The organism is Chitinophaga sp. (genome assembly GCF_035538455.1).
GTDB lineage: Bacteria > Bacteroidota > Bacteroidia > Chitinophagales > Chitinophagaceae > Chitinophaga.
Genome location: NZ_DATLKJ010000049.1, coordinates 1 through 16,461 on the forward strand (window position 1 = coordinate 1; position 16,461 = coordinate 16,461).

Sequence of the window (16,461 nt, forward strand, 5' to 3'; positions counted from 1 at the left end):
GGAATTCACCTGCTGCAAGTACTACTATCGGGTGCTCCACCACTGGTTCCAGCGAGGCCGCAATGCTGGGTGGGCTGGCGCTGAAATGGCAATGGCGTAAAAGAAGGAAGCTGGGCTTCGGGATGGCTGAGCGTCCCAATCTTATCTGTGGCGCGGTGCAGATATGCTGGCATAAATTTGCCCGTTATTTTGATGTGGAGTTGCGGGAAGTGCCGCTGGAGGAAGGAAAGCTCACCATGCAACCCGAAGATGTGATTGCCCGTTGCGACGAAAATACCATTGGTGTGGTTGCTACGCTGGGCATTACCTTTACCTGCCTGTATGAAGATGTGAGGGCTATCAGCGATGCGTTGGATCAGCTACAGAAAGAAAAAGGACTGGATATACCACTGCATATAGATGCCGCCAGTGGCGGATTTATAGCTCCTTTCATGCAACCTGATCTCGTATGGGATTTCCGCTTGCCCAGAGTTAAGTCTATCAACGCGTCCGGCCACAAGTACGGACTGGCTCCGCTGGGTGTGGGCTGGATTATCTGGAGAGACAAGGCTGAGCTACCGGAAGACCTGGTTTTTAACGTGAACTACCTGGGGGGTAACATGCCTACATTTGCATTGAACTTCTCCCGTCCCGGCGGACAAATCATTGCACAGTACTACAACTTCCTGCGACTGGGGAAGAACGGTTACCGGAAGATCATGGAAGCCTGTTCTGCGCATGCCCAGTACATTGCGGCAGCCATTGATAAAATGGGTTACTTCGAGTTATTCTATGATGGCAAAGGTAATCTCCCGGGAACATCCTGGCGTATCAAACCGGGAACCAATCCGGGTTTCAGCCTGTATGACCTGAGTGACCGCCTTCGTATGCGCGGATGGCAGGTACCTGCATATACACTCCCCTCAAAGATGGAAGACATCGTAATTCAACGTATACTGGTACGTCATGGTTTCAGCCGCGATATGGCTGACTTGCTTATTGATGATATTGTGCGCAGTATTGACTACTTCAAGAAACACCCGATCACTACCCCACTTACAGAAGAAGAAGCCGGAGGCTACGCGCACAACTGATTTCATTGCTTATAAACTGACAATATTATGGCAGGTAATGCAAAAATAACCACTACCAGCCTCGCACTGATGACTGCCGCGGCAGTCATCAGCCTGCGTGGCTTGCCTATGATGGCGAAAGAAGAATTGACGATGTTTTTTTATATAGGCTTCGCCACATTCCTGTATCTCATCCCAGCGTCGCTGGTGGCTGCAGAGCTGGGCAGTGCTTTCGGTGATAAGGGCGGTGGCGTATATTCCTGGGTGAAGGCCGGATTCGGAGCAAAGGCGGGTTTTCTTTCCATATGGCTGCAATGGATACAGAATGTGGTATGGTATCCCACGGTGCTGGCATTTGCTGCCGCATGCATTGCTTACCTGATTGGTAAGCCGGAACTGGCCGGCGACGGTACTTTCGTGGGCATCTTCTCCATTGCTATTTACTGGCTGGCTACTCTGCTGGCATTTAAAGGGACATCGCTGATCAGCAAGGTTACCAGTCTGGGGTTTGTGTTGGGCACGGTGATCCCGGGAGTGGTGATTATCCTGATCGCTATACTGTACATTGTGCAGGGCAACCCTATTGAGTTCCTGCATCCTGATGCAACGGAGAAGGCCGTAGCGAGAGTGGTTGACGGGCAGGTACATCCACGGTTGTTCCCCTACATTGCGGGCATAGGCGATATTGCATTCCTTGCTGGTATCCTGCTGTTGTTTGCGGGAGTGGAAGTACATGCGGTGCATGCCCAGGAGCTGGAAAATCCACAGCGAGATTTCCCGAGAGCTATCGGTCTTGCAGGGATAATCATTTTCCTGCTCTTTACCTTCGGATCGTTGGCGGTGGCCACTATACTGCCTTATGACCAGATAGACCTGCAAGCGGGGTTGATGGAGGCATTCAAGCGCATCTTCACTTTCTATCATATGCCGTGGATGACGGGTATCATTGGATTGCTGGCGGCCTTTGGTGTACTGGCTGGTGTTACTTCGTGGATCGCTGGTCCCAGCAAAGGTTTACTGTGGACGGCGAAAGAAGGTGTATTGCCACCTTTCTGGTCGAAGGTGAATAAAAACGGTATTCAGCAGAATATCCTGATTGTGCAGGGGATTATCGTTTCTATCCTGTCGTCGCTCTACTTTGTGATGGACAACGTAAGTGTTGCTTTCTTCCTGCTCAGTGCTTTAACGATAGGGCTTTATCTCATCATGTATATGTACATGTATGCTACTGGTATTAAACTGCGTTACACCATGCCGGATCTGCCTCGTGCATACAGGGTTCCGGGAGGCAATGCCGGGATGTGGTTTTTTGCGGGGATGGGTTTTGTGGCTACGTTGTTTGCCTTCGTTGTGGCTTTCTTTCCGCCTACGCAGCTGCCGGTGGGGAGCCCGGGTATGTATGTGGGCCTGGTGGCGGCCGGCACTATCATATTTGTAGGAGTACCGCTGTTAATTGCGAGGCATCCACATACACATCTGTGACCAGAAATTTTCCCCTATGATCACACAGTTATTTCGCCGGTGTTACAGGAGTATAATAACGGTTACGTATATATTGTTTTATGCGCAGGCTGTGCAGGCACAAAATGTCAACGACAGTCTAATCAGAAGGATTGACAGCCTGGAAGCAAAAATGGCGCGCATTGAGAGACGGATAGGACACCCGGAGCCGCAACGCAGAACACAAACGAGAAGCAGCCTTGAGTCCGGACGCTATGGTGGTTTCGTGGTGGCAGATGTGTTTAACACCAAGCTGACTATCGGTGGATTTGTACAGGGAGATTTTATTTATGACATCAAGCAACCCGGTGCAAAGGATGCTTTCACACCTTCTTTCATCCCTATCAGCAATGAAGACAAAGGGCAGCTTACCTTTTCCCCGCGGCAGACAAGGTTTACTATCGCTTCAGCGTCGGAAACACGGCTCGGGCAGCTGACTACCATCCTGGAGCTGGATCTGTTCAATTCCAATGGTACGGCAGTGCCGCGGCTCCGTCATGCCTGGGGCCAGCTGGGCAAATGGGGCGGAGGTCAGTACTGGAGCACTTTCATGGACATTGATGTATTTCCCAACATTCTTGATTACCAGGGCCCCAATGCAATGGTGCTGGTAAGGCAGGTACAGCTGCGTTTTACACAACCCCTGAATAAAAAATCCACATTGGCATTGAGTGTGGAGAATCCTGGCAGCGACACACGTTTCCCTGTTGATTCGGGACTTAACTCCAGGGCGCTCTTCCCTGATGTGGTAGCACAATACAGGTATAACTTCAGCAGTGCCAGCCATATTCAGCTGGCAGGGTTATTTCATCCTGTCACGTATGATAACTACATTCGCCGCGAGAAAACCAATATAGGCTGGGGGTTCAATCTTACAGGTGTGGTAGAAGTGAGTGCGAAGGCGAAGGACAACGTTGTGTGTCAGGCTACGTACGGACAGGGGATTGCACGTTATTTCAATGACCTGGGCGGTCAGGGTTATGATGCGGCCACGAAAAACAGAACGGAAGCGGAGAATATTCCTGTGCTGGCGCTGATGGGGTTTTATGATCACTGGTGGAGTGACAAGCTGAGCACAACTATTGGTTACGGTTATCTGAAGCTGGATAATAAAAGCTATCAACCTGGTATTGATTTCAAGTCTACACAATACGGTGTGGTTAACCTGTTATATTACCCCTCTGCTTTTGTAAAAGTAGGAATAGAGTATCTCTATGGAAAGAGAATAACAATAGATAATCAATACGGAGATAACAGCCGCCTACAGTTTTCCACGATGTATAAATTCTAAGTTTTAAATCTTTCTATATGAAAAAAAATAACACGGCTTTACTGGTAATCATCTGCCTGTTACTGGCCGGTGGAGGTGCATATGGGCAGAAAGGTACTTTATCGGAAAAGAATATCCGCCTGGTGATGCAGGCTGCTTACAATGAATTCAAAGGTACCAGCGGCGGCGCCAATGCTGATTATATTCCTTACCTGGCGAGTGTTAATCCCAACCTGTATGGTATTGTTGTTTGTACAGCGGACGGTAAGGTACTGGAAGTGGGAGACACCAAATTTGAATTTGGTATTGAGTCTATCTCCAAGGTGTTTGTACTGGCGCTGGCGATGCAGGAACGCGGGGCTCAGGCTATACAGGACAGTATTGGTGTGAATGCTACCGGTATGCCTTTCAATTCGGTGATGGCCGTTGAGCTGGAACCGCAAAGGGCCGTGAATCCGTTGGTGAATGCAGGCGCCATGGCTACCAACAGCTTTGTACCTGGCAGCAGCAGTGCAGAGAAATGGACAAAGATCGATAATATCTTCGCGAAGTTTGCAGGAAGGCGCCTGCCGGTAATACAACCGCTTTATGCTTCGGAGACGGCTACCAATCAGCATAACAGGGCAATTGCCTGGCTGCTGTATTCCTATGGCCGCTTTTATGATAATGTAGATGATGCCGTAGACCGTTACACAAAAGCCTGTTCCTATGGAACCACGACCCGGGACCTTGCTGTTATGGCCGGCACGCTGGCTAATGGAGGTATGAATCCTGTAACCAGGGAGAAAGTGATCAACGCAGCGCTATGCCCCAAGGTGCTGGCCACGATGATGATGGAGGGGCTATATGATAATACGGGTTCCTGGTTGTACCATACCGGTATACCCGGCAAAAGCGGCGTTGGCGGCGGCATTATTGCAGTAGCGCCGGGAAAGCTGGCCATTGCTGTTTTTTCACCGCCGCTCGATAAGGCTGGCAACAGTGTAAAAGCACAGAAGACGCTGGAATACATGATCAACCGGCTGAAACTGAATCTGCTCGACTCCGGACGTTAACAATGAAATGCGGTATATTTCTTGCGGCCTTGTAAACACCTGAACAAGTTTTAATCATTATCTGTTTTTATACGTATGGAAGTGAAAGATTATTACAAGGTATTAGGAGTTGACAAGACCGCAACAGCAGATCAGATCAAAAAAGCGTACCGCAAGCTTGCTGTAAAGTATCATCCTGACAAGAATCCCGACGACAAAACAGCAGAAGAGAAGTTTAAGGAAATAAATGAAGCCTATGAAGTGCTGAGTGATGCAGATAAGCGGAAGAAGTATGACCAGTTCGGAGAGAACTACAAGTACTATGAGCAACATGGCGGACGCCCGGAAGATTTTGATTGGTCGCAGTATGGTGGCCGCGGGCAACAGGGACATAGTTATACCTACCAGGGTAATATGGAAGACCTTTTTGGCAATGGTGGAGGTGAAGGAAAGTTCTCCGATTTCTTTGAACAACTTTTTGGCAGCCGCTTTTCGGGCGGTAGCCGCCGGCAGCAGGGGCCAGCCCGCGGCCGCGATGTGCAGGCAACCATGGAAGTTTCACTGGAAGATGCCTATAACGGCGGTACCAGACAGGTGGAAGTGGGTGGTAGCCGTATCAATATAAAGCTGAAACCGGGTCTTCATGAAGGCCAGGTGATACGTTTGAAGGGCAAGGGATCTCCGGGCCGTAAGGGGGGAGAGAGCGGAGATCTGCTGATCACTATTCAGCTATCCCTGCATCCGCAATATGAGCTGAAGGGGAAAGATATTTATACAGATCTGGCAGTACCTTTGTATACAGCGATATTAGGGGGGAAGATCACCGTTTCTACGCCGGGGCCGGCACTCAATATGAATATACCAGCAGGCACCGACAGCGGAAAAGTATTCAGGCTGAAAGGCAAGGGCATGCCAGCCTATGATCATCGGGGCGAAGCAGGCGACCTTTATCTGAAAGCAGTCGTACATATTCCCTCACAGCTCTCTGACAAGGAGAAAGAATTGTTTCAGCAACTTTCACAACTAAAAAATGAGAATGGTCATGCTTAAACTTTTTGATTACCTGGAAGAAGTAATTGCCACTGAAAAGATTTCCCAGATGAAAAACCCGCCGCTGCTATATACTGTGAGTGAGATTATGAAGGAGCTTGGTTATGAAGAACTCGCTATGGTGCAGGAGCCACTGGACAGAGCTATGCATGCCTGCGCTGCGCTGCAGATACCGGTAAGTTATAATTTCCACAAAATATATTGTTTCAGGGATGGTGAAATGATCACTGACTGGGAACTTTCAGAACTGGCCACCTATCTTTTTATGATTAACTGTAATCCGCTGAATCCGCTTGTAGCTAAGGCTCAGCTTATATTTATGATGAAAGCCCGGTCATGAGAGATGTGAACCGAAACGGTATCCTGATAGTCATCATTATGGGGACAACGATGGCGGGTATCGATTCCAGCATTGTCAATATATCCCTGCCCGTTATGAGTAAGCAGTTCAATTCCACCCTCAGTGAAATTGAGTGGGTGATTACTGTTTACATGCTGAGTTTTTCCGTGCTGATGCCGCTGACCAACTGGCTGAAGAACAGGGTTGGTTTTTTCAACCTGTACATCGGTGCTATATCTTTGTTTACTATTGGCTCCCTGCTGTGTGCACTTTCCACCAACTTACCGTCTCTGCTTACTGGCCGGGTGATACAGGCACTGGGTGGCGGGGCTATGGCGCCCACCTCCATGGCCATTATCTCATATATATTCCCAGCGAGGGTACGCGGGGCTATATTAGGATGGTGGGGGCTGGGCAACCTGGTAGGCCCTGCACTGGGACCTACTTTGGGAGGTGTACTCACACAGCAGTTCGGCTGGCCTTCCATCTTCCTGATCAATCTTCCGATAGGCATTATCACGGTGTGGCTGGGATTCAAATACCTGGGAGTATTGCGCAATCAGCCTAAAGTGAAGCTGCCGTTTGATATTTCGGGTTTTACGGCGCTCACCATTTTTCTGGTGTGCCTGCAATATGGCGTTGCACGGGCAGAAGTGCTGGGGTTGTCGTCGCCGGAGATATTAGCGACGCTGGCAGTGTCTCTTGTGGCACTAGTGGCTTTTGTCTGGATAGACAGCCGGAAGAGCGTACCGATCATAGATCTGCATCTTTTCAGCAACTATTCCTTTGTAAGCTGTATACTGGTTACGATATCGCGTGCGGCAGCGCTGTATGGCGGATTATTCCTGATGCCTTTCCTGTTGCAGGACCAGATGGGTTTTTCAGAAGGTATATCAGGATTGCTGATATTGCCCAACTCGATATTCATGGCGGCTTTGATGCCGTTTGCAGGTAAATGGTCTGACAAGCATGGTTCGAGGGAGATCTCTATGCTGGGAATTGCGCTGCTGGCCGTTTCTATGTACCTGTTTGCTATACTTGACAAAGGCAGTAATATATGGGTAGTGCTGATAGCTATGACGGTGAGGGGGTTCGGGATGGGATTCCTGTTGGCGCCCCTCAATGCGGCCACTCTGAGTGCTGTCCGTCCCAGTGAAGTAACTATGGCATCGTCTGTAAGCACCCTGATGCAGCAGGTGGGCGGGGCCATAGGGATTGCCGTGCTGGCTATTATTACGCAGAACGCCTTTAACAGGCATGTGCTGGAAGGGGCTACTTCCGTGAAGGCGCATCATCTGGCACTGAAGGAGGGCTTTTATATTTCCCTGGTGATATTGGTTGTAACACTTGTCCCTGCATGGTTTTTGCCGCGCAGGAATGTGGTGAGGAAAGATACAGAAGCGCATATCGATACCTGATCTGGTAATTTGCGCATGATTATTGGTAAACATTGCAGTAACATTTCCCACCTTCATGACAATCAGTGGTAAGAAACATTTGTTGATGATAGATGATGATGAGGATGATTTTTTCCTTGTAAATTCGCTGCTGCAGGATATTTCACCAGATCAGTACGTGTTGCAGTGGGTGTCTTCCTACTCTGAAGCGCTGATCTCTATTGAGGCGAGGGCGCATGATCTCTATCTTGTAGACTATCGCCTGGGAGGGCATACCGGGATCGATGTGTTGCATCACTTCCGCAGACTGGGTTATAAAGCCCCGGTCATTCTTTTCACAGGTAAAGGTGATTATAACATAGACAAGGAAGCGATGCAGGCAGGGGCGGCGGATTACCTCGTAAAGAGCGAGATCAACGCAACAATGCTGGAACGGGCCATCCGCTATACGCTCGATAAATTCTCCCATCTTCTGGAAATAGAAAAAAGCGAGAAGCGTTACTTCTCCATCTTCGAAAAATCAAATGATATCATCCTGCTGGCAGACTGCGAACATAAGATTGTAGCGGCTAACCGTGCTGCCCTGCGGATATTGAAGTATGACGAGGAGAGGCTTTACGGTAACCATCTCAATGAGCTTTTCACGGATGGCGGGCAGATACAGGCTTTCCTTGATCAGCTTTGTACTGAGCAGGGAGTTGTACACCAGGAGTATGTATTCAAAAACAAGGAAGGACAGTTGCTGGATGTGATGGTAAACGCTTCCTTGCTGGATTCCAAGAAACAACTGTACCTATGTATTATCCAGGATGTAACAGAGCAGAAACGCAAAGCGAGGGAAAAGCAGCAGCAGGAAAAGTTTTCTATCACAGGCCGTATTGCCCGCCTGGTGGCGCATGAAGTGCGGAACCCGCTCACCAATATTTTGCTGGCGGTGTCGCAGTTGAAAGATGAATATGATCCTGGTGATGAAGAGGCGCAGATGTATTTTGATATTATGGAGCGAAACTGTCATCGTATCAATCAGCTTGTGTCCGAACTGCTGGAATCTACGCGGCTTTCAGAGCTGAATATGCAGCCGCACCGTATCAATACGCTGGTGGAAAAGGCGGTGTCTCAGGCGGCAGACCGTATGCAGCTATCCGGTATCAGCCTGGAAATGAGGCTCTCCTCACATGAATTGCTGATTATGGCTGACGAAGAAAAGTTACTGATTGCTTTCCTTAATATTATTATCAATGGCATCGAAGCCATGAAAGCCGGAAGCGGTCTGCTTTCCGTGGAAAGTTTCCATCGTGAAGACAATGCATTTGTTCGTATAACCGATACCGGTAGTGGCATTCCGCAGGAGAACCTTCCCCAGCTGTTTGAGCCATTTTACACCAGTAAAACAAAAGGGGCCGGACTGGGATTAACGGCCACGCAGAATATAATACTGCAGCATAAAGGTACTATTGCTGTGGAAAGTAGGCCTGGAGAAGGAACCAGCTTCCTGGTCGGGTTTCCGCTGGTGTGAGGAAGATTATTCTTCCTCCACCGCTTTGATCCCTGTTTGCGTGAATTCCAGTTTACGTTCTTTGTAAAGAGCGCCGATGGTCATTTTGAATGTTTTCTTACTCATTCCGAAAAATTCTTGTATTTCTTCGGGAGAAGATTTATCGTGGTAGGGGAGATAGCCATTATTTTCCTGCAGGAGGCGCATTATTTTCTGGGCTTCGTTTTCCACACGTTTGTAGCCCGGTTGTCCGAGTACTACATCTATCTTGTCTTCCCTGATTCTGCGGACAAAGCCGCTGAGTTTATCTCCGGGTTCAACGGAGCGGAACAGTTCATTGTGGTGCAGTATGCCGGTGTGCTGATTGTTGATGATCACGACGTAGCCGATGTCGGTGCGGCGGTATACCACCATTTCTACCTGGTCCATTTCCTTTACGGTGAGGTGCTCATTGCTGAGGAAGCGGTCTATCTTTTCGGTGGCGGCGAGACGGCCGGTAAGCTCATCGATGTATATTTTCACGAGGTATTCCTGGCCGGGAGCCATGCGTGTAAGCTGCTGCGATTGCGGTACGAAGAGGTCTTTCATGAGGCCCCAGTCAAGGAATGCGCCTTGTTTGGTAGTACTTACCGCCCGCAGGCTTACAATATCGCCTGCTTTGCCGAGGGGGCGTTGTGTGGTAGCGATCAGGCGGTTTTCTGAGTCATGGTAAAGGAATACCTCCAATTCGTCACCGATCTTAGTACCGTGAGGTACAAACCTTGCGGGGAGCAGGATTTCCTGGTCAATGCCTTCGAGATATACCCCGAAATCTGTTTCTTTCTTTACCCTTAACAGGTTGTAATCACCCACCTTTATCATAAAAATGAAATTAGAATCTATCAGCCTGCAAGTTACTTATAGATTACCGGATTGTTGGAATCATATTCTGCTTACTTTTGCAGACATCAGTTGTTGGGGTGACATATAACCTGTAATCCTGATCTAAACCAACCAACCATTTATGACGATTTTAACCTTCACACTGATCCTCCTTGCAGGAGCCTTTCTGGCTGGCCTGTTGGGATCGTTGACCGGGCTGGGGGGCGGTGTAGTTATCATCCCTTTGCTCACCCTTGTGTTCCATGTGGATATCCGCTATGCGATAGGCACGGCGCTGATAGCTTCTATTGCAACTTCTTCGGGCTCCGCCTCCGCCTATGTAAAGGAAGGCATCACCAATATCAGGCTGGGCATGTTCCTGGAAATAGCTACTACTACGGGAGCGGTGGCTGGCGCCCTCATTGCCGTGTATATGTCTACCAATGTGGTGGCCATTATCTTTGGCTGTGTGCTGATCTTCTCTGCTCTGATGAATTTCCGCAAAAAGCAGGAACACACCTCTGATGAGGACGTAAGCCGGCTGGCGAAGCAGCTGCGTCTCAATGGTACTTATCCTAACAATGGCGCAATGGTATCCTACAAGGTGCGCCATGTATCCGGCGGATACTGTATGATGATGTTTGCCGGTGTTATGTCAGGGTTGCTGGGCATTGGTTCTGGCGCGCTGAAGGTGCTGGCCATGGATACGATCATGCGGATACCTTTCAAAGTATCGACCACCACCAGTAATTTTATGATCGGCGTAACGGCGGCGGCCAGTGCTGTGGTATATCTCCAGCGGGGATATATTAGTCCCGGACTATGTATGCCTGTAGTACTAGGCGTGCTGGCAGGGGCCTTTGGTGGTTCCAAGCTGTTGGTGAAAGCTAATGTAAAATGGTTGCGTATAGTCTTTAGCGTGGTGATCACCTTCCTGGCGCTGCAGATGATTTATAATGGCATAAACGGAAAATTGTAGCAATGAAGCGGCTTTTCTCAAAACACTATTGGGCGGATAAAGATATACAGCAGCTGATCGGCAGGCAGTTGAGGATAGGTGTGATCAGTTCCAGCCTCATTGTATTCATAGGCGGAGTCATCTATCTTCTCAGGCATGGTCATGAAGTGCCTCACTATACAGAGTTTAATGGCGTGCGTGTGGGGCTTGACAACCTGCACGGTATCGTAGAGGGTGTGATGGCCAACAAGGGGATGAACATCATTCAGCTTGGTGTTGTGTTGTTGATCGCTACGCCTATTGTTCGTATAGCCTTTTCTGTTATAGCATTCCTGATAGAGAAAGATTATCTCTATGTTGTTATAACGCTTATTGTGCTGGCAGTGATAGTGTTCAGCATGACGGGCGGGATTGCAGGATAGGCAGGATTGGAGGCCGGGTATAGTTATCTTGCCCGGCCTGTGTTAAATAATTGTTTCCCTCTTTTTTGTAAACGTCCCTTGTATTAATTTAGATTTAATGTCGTTGGAAGATAGATGGCATAGTGTTATTATTGTATATGACTCCCTGCCGCCTAATGAACCTATAAAGTACGAACACTAATTATTTTGAGTATCTGATTGAAAAGCCCGCAAAGAGGTTGTTACCACCAAGATCCGTTTCGTTTGATTAAGCTGCCATGCTGATCCCTCTGATACCTATTCTTAATTACATAATCCCGTTTTTATGAAAAGACTTACAATGGCGCTTGCCTTTACTGCCCTGCTGTTTGCCTCATGCCGCAAGAACACCACTGAAGAAATTAAAGTTCACGACCGCCCTGTCGTTGCAGGTACGAGACCTCTGATGCCCGGAGATCCTAATCTGGACCCCAATTGGGATTGGACCCAGCAAAGCTGGAAAGTATACTTCAACAATGCCAATGGTACTATTGGTGAGGTAACTACATTAAACCCTTTTATTGATGGTTCGCAGAAGATTTATGGCACCACTAATGTTGCCAATGCAGACATGTATCCTGCGCGTGGCTGGATGCTGGTTGCCAGAGATTTTGGTACGCCGACAGTTGCCAATGCCTATCCTTTTGTCCTTCTGTATAATAAGTACAGGGGTACTTTAAGGGTTTGTATTCTGAGAACGTATGATGTGCTATCTTCATATCAGCAGATTACACTGAGTTATGCCAATCATACCACTTACAGCGATGTATTTAAATACAGTCCTGCTGTGAATGTGGAAGCAAATTATAATGACATTAAGATTGCAAATACAAAGAACAGCACTTATACCCAAGTGGCTGTAACCACTGCCGGCGTGCAGGAATGGATGATAGCAGACTTTGATGTAAGAGGTTACAGTCCTGATATTCCTGATAACCTCGCTTTCAATATCGGTATGGCGGAAGTGGCAGAATCTGAGATTGTATTGAATGGATCTATGCAACTGAATGGTACCATTCAGCCCCAGGGTTCTGAGCCAACTGTATTGGGCGGTATCCAGAAGCTGATCAACATGATTACTTCATTAGATGGGCTTGGCTCTGCTATTACAGGTATTACAGGCAGTTTTACTGATACCAGTTTTTCTGTGGGCAATATCGGAGGGGCCTTCAATGCATTGCAAAAATTTGTATCGGCTTTTTCATCTGGATCAGGAGGAGGAGGTACATACAATATTAAACTCACGGGTACAATCTCGCAGAAGGGTACTATCAAACTGAAATCCCCCAAAACTTCTTTCAGCGTTTACTTAAAGAATCAGGCAGGTACACTTGGTTACAGGGCACTTCAGAACATTAGCTGGGGCGTGATTAATATCATCAAGTGGCCGATTCTGAATGATGTAAATACTCCAATCACGCAATGGGTACAGGATCCAAACGGACCTGATTACAGTGAGGTAACGGTAGGATATAACAGAGAGGTGACTTTCGAACCGAACTTCGTCACCAAGGCGCTTGTTATAAATCCCAATGTTAAAAATGAAGTGGCCAAAATAGAAGCGGCATATATCAGGAATGGAGACGAGCCTATGTTCAATTATGAAGTGGGGCCGTTCTCCCCGTTGGCCCAGTTTGAAGCAACCGCGAATAGCAGTCCTTATCCCAATTTCAGGAACACGTTCAGCAGTTTCAATGGATGGCTCAATTTTATAGCAATTGGTATAAAGATTACTTTCAATAACGGTGCTACGGTATACCAGGTATTCCCGATCTAGCGTTTGTTACAGATCACATTAGCCAGGAGCCAGAACTCTTGGCTAATGTGATCTGCATCATTTATTTAATATTCCCATAATACTAGAAAAGTATCTTTAGGGGAAAAAAATGCGACAAAAGACTCTATTTTTCTGTCAAGTAGTTCTTTTCTTTCTCTGTTATGCCACAGGAGTTTTCGCACAAACAACCCAGGCTTCATTCAATGGTAAAGTAACAGATGCCGGCAAAGGCCCACTTCCAGGGGCAAGCGTGCTGGTGAAAAATGAATCAACCGGTTTTACTGCATCAACCATCACTAACGCGAAAGGCGATTTCGTATTCAAAGAACTTCCGCTCGGAGGGCCTTATTCTATTGTTGTAAGGTACATGGGGTTTGAAGATCAGAAAAAGACCGGTTACAACCTTAACCAGGGCGATGTGGTAGGTGTTAGCTTCACACTTGGTTCCAATGTAAAAGAGATTGCCGGTATCACTGTTACCGGTAACGCAAATGCAAAGGGAAAGGTAGAGAACCTCGGTGCTGCGACTTCTGTATCTCCCCAGCTGATGAACAAAATGCCTGTTAACGGCAGGAACTTCGCTAACCTGATGGATCTTTCTCCATTGAGCAGGGGCGGAAACATCTCCGGGCAGCTCGGTTCTTCCACCAACTTCACTATTGATGGTATGAACGCCAAGAACCCCACTTCTGCCGGTGCTACTACCAGCCGCAGCGGTGCGCCTTATTCTATTTCCATTGAGGCGGTGCGCGAATTCAAAGTGGTGACTAACCAGTACGATGTGACCTATGGCCGTAGTGGTGGCGGTACAGTGAGCGCTGTAACCAAGTCCGGTACCAATACGCTCACAGGTTCTGTGTTTGGCTTTGGTCGCGCTAACTGGCTCACCAGCAAATACGATATCAAGGGTAATAAACGTGCCACCGACTATTCCACTTACCAGTTTGGTTTCTCTCTCGGTGGTCCGATTATTAAAGATAAACTGCATTTCTTCGTCACCTGGGATCGCCAGCTGGACAAGCGTTCACTGGTTATTGCAGATATACAGACAGCTGCGGATGAAGATTTTTTCAAGATCACCAGAGTTAAACTCGATTCTGTCGTACAGATAGGTCGTGAGAAATATGGGGTATCACCTAATCAGGCGCAGTATGGAGCGTTTGATAAGAAACGTATATCCGATGCCGTGTTTTTACGCTTAGACTGGCAGATCAATAAAAATAACCTGTTGACTCTGCGCAATAACCTCACCAACGATATTAACAAGCTGGGTCTTGTGGATAACACGCCCATCAACCTGTATGAATCAACAGGTAATGATTTCAACTTCGATAACAGCTTGTTGCTCACGCTTCGTTCATCCATCAATCCAAAATTGACAAACGAACTGAAAGTACAGCACCTGTATACCTACCAGAGTAGTGAACCAGGTGATCAGCTGCCTAAATCCAACATTCCGAGAGGTATTGTGGAGAACATCGTCTCTACTACCGCAACAGGCAACCGTTCCACAAACGTTGAGTTCGGAGGCCATCGTTTCGCGCAGGAATCATTCAGAAACAATGTATTCCAGCTGGTGGACAACCTTTATTATAACACAAACAACATTCGTTATACATTCGGTGTTGACTTCATGTACACACACTCCAAATCGCTTTATGGCAGTGAGGTGAATGGCCGTTTCCACTACAATACCATTGCCAATTTCCTGGCCAACAAACCTTATAACTTCTATCGCGAAGTACCACTGGTGAGCGATCCCAGCGTTACTTCCAATATCTTCAACATTGGTTTCTATGGCCAGTTGCAGACTAAAGTGGCGACAGGCGTTGAAATCACTGCAGGTCTGCGTGGAGATTATGCGCATTATCCTACTTCTCCTTTCAATGAGCTGGTTTTTAAAGAACTGGGCATCCGCACTGATAACAAGCTGCGTTCATTTATTCTCCAGCCACGCTTTCAGCTGACCTGGGATGTGCAGGAGAAACACCGCGATTATATCCGTGTAGGCGCGGGTGTATTTGCTTCAGATATCAACAACTATGTGGTGATCAACAACCTCACATTTGACGGCAAACACTACGGCACACTGGATGTAAGAGGTGCTGATGTTCCTGAAGCGGATTTTATCAAATTCCGTAACGATCCTTCTTCGAAGCCTACCCTTGCACAATTCCAGGTACCTACCATCAATACAAACGGTCCTGATGCAAAGGTTCCTGTAGTATATAAAGCCAACATCTCCTATACACGCTTTATCACCGAAAGGCTGAGAGCCGGTATTACAGGATATCTCACCCTGGCAAGGAACAACTATTTCTATGTAGACCGCAATATGATTCAAACTCCGGGATTCACTCTGAAGGATGAAGATAACCGTGGCGTATATGTACCGTTGAATACTATGACCAAGGACGGAATACCTAACTGGAAAGACGGACGTATCAGTAAGAACCTGGGCCGCGTACTGGAACTGAACAGCGGCGGAAAGGTAAACCAGATGGCTGTAGTGGTGGATCTGTCTTACAACTATTATAAAGATGGTGAAGTATCAGTCAGCTACACCTGGAATGATACCAAAGACAATACTTCCTTCAATGGTAACGTTGCGAACTCTGCTACGCTTTCCCTGCCTGTAAAAGATGATCCCAGAGATCTGAGCCATATCACTTATTCTGATAACCAGTTCAGGCACAAAGTGGTGTTCTATGCTGTGTCTCCTACCTGGAAAGGATTTAACGTGGGTATTCGCTATTCCGGTATAGGCGGTACGCGTTACAGCCTGTTATCCGGTGTGAACAGTAATGGCGACTTCGTTAACGGCACAAACGATCTGGCTTATATCTTCGATCCAAGTAATTCTGCTGTTCCCAAGAATGTACGCGATGGTCTGCAGGCTGTATTGGATAATCCAAAAGCCAGCCCCAGTATCAAGGATTATATCCGTAAGTATGCGGGCAGAATGGCTGAAAGAAATGGGGGTATCAATGGTTTCTATGGTACCTTTGACCTGCGTGCCAGCAAGAAATTCTCTTTTGGCAAGAACAGGAAACAAGGTTTCGAAGTTTCAGCTGACTTATTTAACGTAGGAAACTTCCTGAACAAAAAATGGGGCACCTATAAAAACCTGGGTAATCAGGGCATCTATAAAAGAGACGGCTTTGATGTCAATAACCAGCGCTTTATGTATAGTGTGAACACAGATGGTACCGTAGAGCCAACTGGTAATCCTTTCCAGTTCCAGATTGGTTGCAGGTATAGTTTCTAGTTTTTGTACCCGGAATTTT

At 47.5% G+C, this 16,461-nt stretch carries 13 protein-coding genes; 12 read left to right on the forward strand and 1 reads right to left on the reverse strand.

Going from position 1 to position 16,461, the window contains the following annotated elements:
* The 8 genes from gad to VM802_RS06320 all read left to right on the forward strand — a co-directional run.
* Nucleotides 1-1,073 (forward strand): glutamate decarboxylase (gene gad / locus VM802_RS06285; protein ID WP_325528964.1); only part of this gene is annotated, 1,073 nt, incomplete at its 5' end.
* A 27-nt stretch (nucleotides 1,074-1,100) separates the two neighbouring features.
* Nucleotides 1,101-2,534 (forward strand): amino acid permease, encoded by a 1,434-nt coding sequence (locus VM802_RS06290; protein WP_325528965.1) that lies wholly within the window; start codon nucleotides 1,101-1,103, stop codon nucleotides 2,532-2,534.
* Nucleotides 2,535-2,550: 16 nt separating this feature from the next.
* Nucleotides 2,551-3,843, forward strand: a complete 1,293-nt coding sequence (locus tag VM802_RS06295) for a DcaP family trimeric outer membrane transporter (protein WP_325528966.1) — start codon at nucleotides 2,551-2,553, stop codon at nucleotides 3,841-3,843.
* A 17-nt stretch (nucleotides 3,844-3,860) separates the two neighbouring features.
* On the forward strand, nucleotides 3,861-4,877 hold the full coding sequence (gene glsA / locus VM802_RS06300; RefSeq protein ID WP_325528967.1) for a glutaminase A: 1,017 nt from the start codon (nucleotides 3,861-3,863) through the stop codon (nucleotides 4,875-4,877).
* Nucleotides 4,878-4,952: 75 nt separating this feature from the next.
* Entirely contained in the window at nucleotides 4,953-5,906 is a 954-nt protein-coding gene (locus VM802_RS06305) for a DnaJ C-terminal domain-containing protein (RefSeq protein WP_325528968.1), read from the forward strand.
* A complete protein-coding gene (locus tag VM802_RS06310; RefSeq protein WP_325528969.1) occupies nucleotides 5,899-6,246 on the forward strand; it encodes a hypothetical protein in 348 nt (115 codons plus the stop codon). The genes VM802_RS06305 and VM802_RS06310 overlap by 8 nt, the downstream gene beginning before the upstream one ends.
* A complete protein-coding gene (locus VM802_RS06315) occupies nucleotides 6,243-7,664 on the forward strand; it encodes an MDR family MFS transporter (RefSeq protein ID WP_325528970.1) in 1,422 nt (473 codons plus the stop codon). The genes VM802_RS06310 and VM802_RS06315 overlap by 4 nt, the downstream gene beginning before the upstream one ends.
* A gap of 55 nt (nucleotides 7,665-7,719) precedes the next feature.
* Nucleotides 7,720-9,159 carry a hybrid sensor histidine kinase/response regulator gene (locus tag VM802_RS06320; protein ID WP_325528971.1) on the forward strand — a complete coding sequence of 480 codons (1,440 nt, stop codon included), beginning with the start codon at nucleotides 7,720-7,722 and terminating at the stop codon, nucleotides 9,157-9,159.
* A 6-nt stretch (nucleotides 9,160-9,165) separates the two neighbouring features.
* On the opposite strand, the gene VM802_RS06325 is transcribed toward VM802_RS06320, so the two are convergent.
* Nucleotides 9,166-9,999: a CvfB family protein gene (locus tag VM802_RS06325; protein ID WP_325528972.1), complete on the reverse strand. Its 834-nt coding sequence runs from the start codon at nucleotides 9,997-9,999 to the stop codon at nucleotides 9,166-9,168.
* Between the two features lie 142 nt (nucleotides 10,000-10,141).
* On the opposite strand from VM802_RS06325, the gene VM802_RS06330 reads away from it, so the two are divergent.
* The 4 genes from VM802_RS06330 to VM802_RS06345 all read left to right on the forward strand — a co-directional run bounded on the left by VM802_RS06330 (nucleotide 10,142) and on the right by VM802_RS06345 (nucleotide 16,442).
* Complete coding sequence (locus VM802_RS06330; protein ID WP_325528973.1) at nucleotides 10,142-10,978, forward strand: sulfite exporter TauE/SafE family protein; 837 nt, start codon at nucleotides 10,142-10,144, stop codon at nucleotides 10,976-10,978.
* A gap of 2 nt (nucleotides 10,979-10,980) precedes the next feature.
* A complete protein-coding gene (locus VM802_RS06335) occupies nucleotides 10,981-11,379 on the forward strand; it encodes a DUF1634 domain-containing protein (RefSeq protein ID WP_325528974.1) in 399 nt (132 codons plus the stop codon).
* Between the two features lie 304 nt (nucleotides 11,380-11,683).
* Entirely contained in the window at nucleotides 11,684-13,174 is a 1,491-nt protein-coding gene (locus VM802_RS06340; protein WP_325528975.1) for a hypothetical protein, read from the forward strand.
* A 109-nt stretch (nucleotides 13,175-13,283) separates the two neighbouring features.
* A complete protein-coding gene (locus tag VM802_RS06345; RefSeq protein WP_325528976.1) occupies nucleotides 13,284-16,442 on the forward strand; it encodes a TonB-dependent receptor in 3,159 nt (1,052 codons plus the stop codon).
* Nucleotides 16,443-16,461 lie beyond the last annotated feature (19 nt).

What these genes read in the sequence shown, in the direction of transcription:
- VM802_RS06290 (WP_325528965.1), top strand. Translation starts at nt 1,101, where the DNA reads ATGGCAGGTAATGCAAAAATAACCACTACCAGCCTCGCACTGATGACT.
- VM802_RS06295 (WP_325528966.1), top strand. Translation starts at nt 2,551, where the DNA reads ATGATCACACAGTTATTTCGCCGGTGTTACAGGAGTATAATAACGGTT.
- glsA (WP_325528967.1), top strand. Translation starts at nt 3,861, where the DNA reads ATGAAAAAAAATAACACGGCTTTACTGGTAATCATCTGCCTGTTACTG.
- VM802_RS06305 (WP_325528968.1), top strand. Translation starts at nt 4,953, where the DNA reads ATGGAAGTGAAAGATTATTACAAGGTATTAGGAGTTGACAAGACCGCA.
- VM802_RS06310 (WP_325528969.1), top strand. Translation starts at nt 5,899, where the DNA reads ATGCTTAAACTTTTTGATTACCTGGAAGAAGTAATTGCCACTGAAAAG.
- VM802_RS06315 (WP_325528970.1), top strand. Translation starts at nt 6,243, where the DNA reads ATGAGAGATGTGAACCGAAACGGTATCCTGATAGTCATCATTATGGGG.
- VM802_RS06320 (WP_325528971.1), top strand. Translation starts at nt 7,720, where the DNA reads ATGACAATCAGTGGTAAGAAACATTTGTTGATGATAGATGATGATGAG.
- VM802_RS06325 (WP_325528972.1), bottom strand. Translation starts at nt 9,999, where the DNA reads ATGATAAAGGTGGGTGATTACAACCTGTTAAGGGTAAAGAAAGAAACA.
- VM802_RS06330 (WP_325528973.1), top strand. Translation starts at nt 10,142, where the DNA reads ATGACGATTTTAACCTTCACACTGATCCTCCTTGCAGGAGCCTTTCTG.
- VM802_RS06335 (WP_325528974.1), top strand. Translation starts at nt 10,981, where the DNA reads ATGAAGCGGCTTTTCTCAAAACACTATTGGGCGGATAAAGATATACAG.
- VM802_RS06340 (WP_325528975.1), top strand. Translation starts at nt 11,684, where the DNA reads ATGAAAAGACTTACAATGGCGCTTGCCTTTACTGCCCTGCTGTTTGCC.
- VM802_RS06345 (WP_325528976.1), top strand. Translation starts at nt 13,284, where the DNA reads ATGCGACAAAAGACTCTATTTTTCTGTCAAGTAGTTCTTTTCTTTCTC.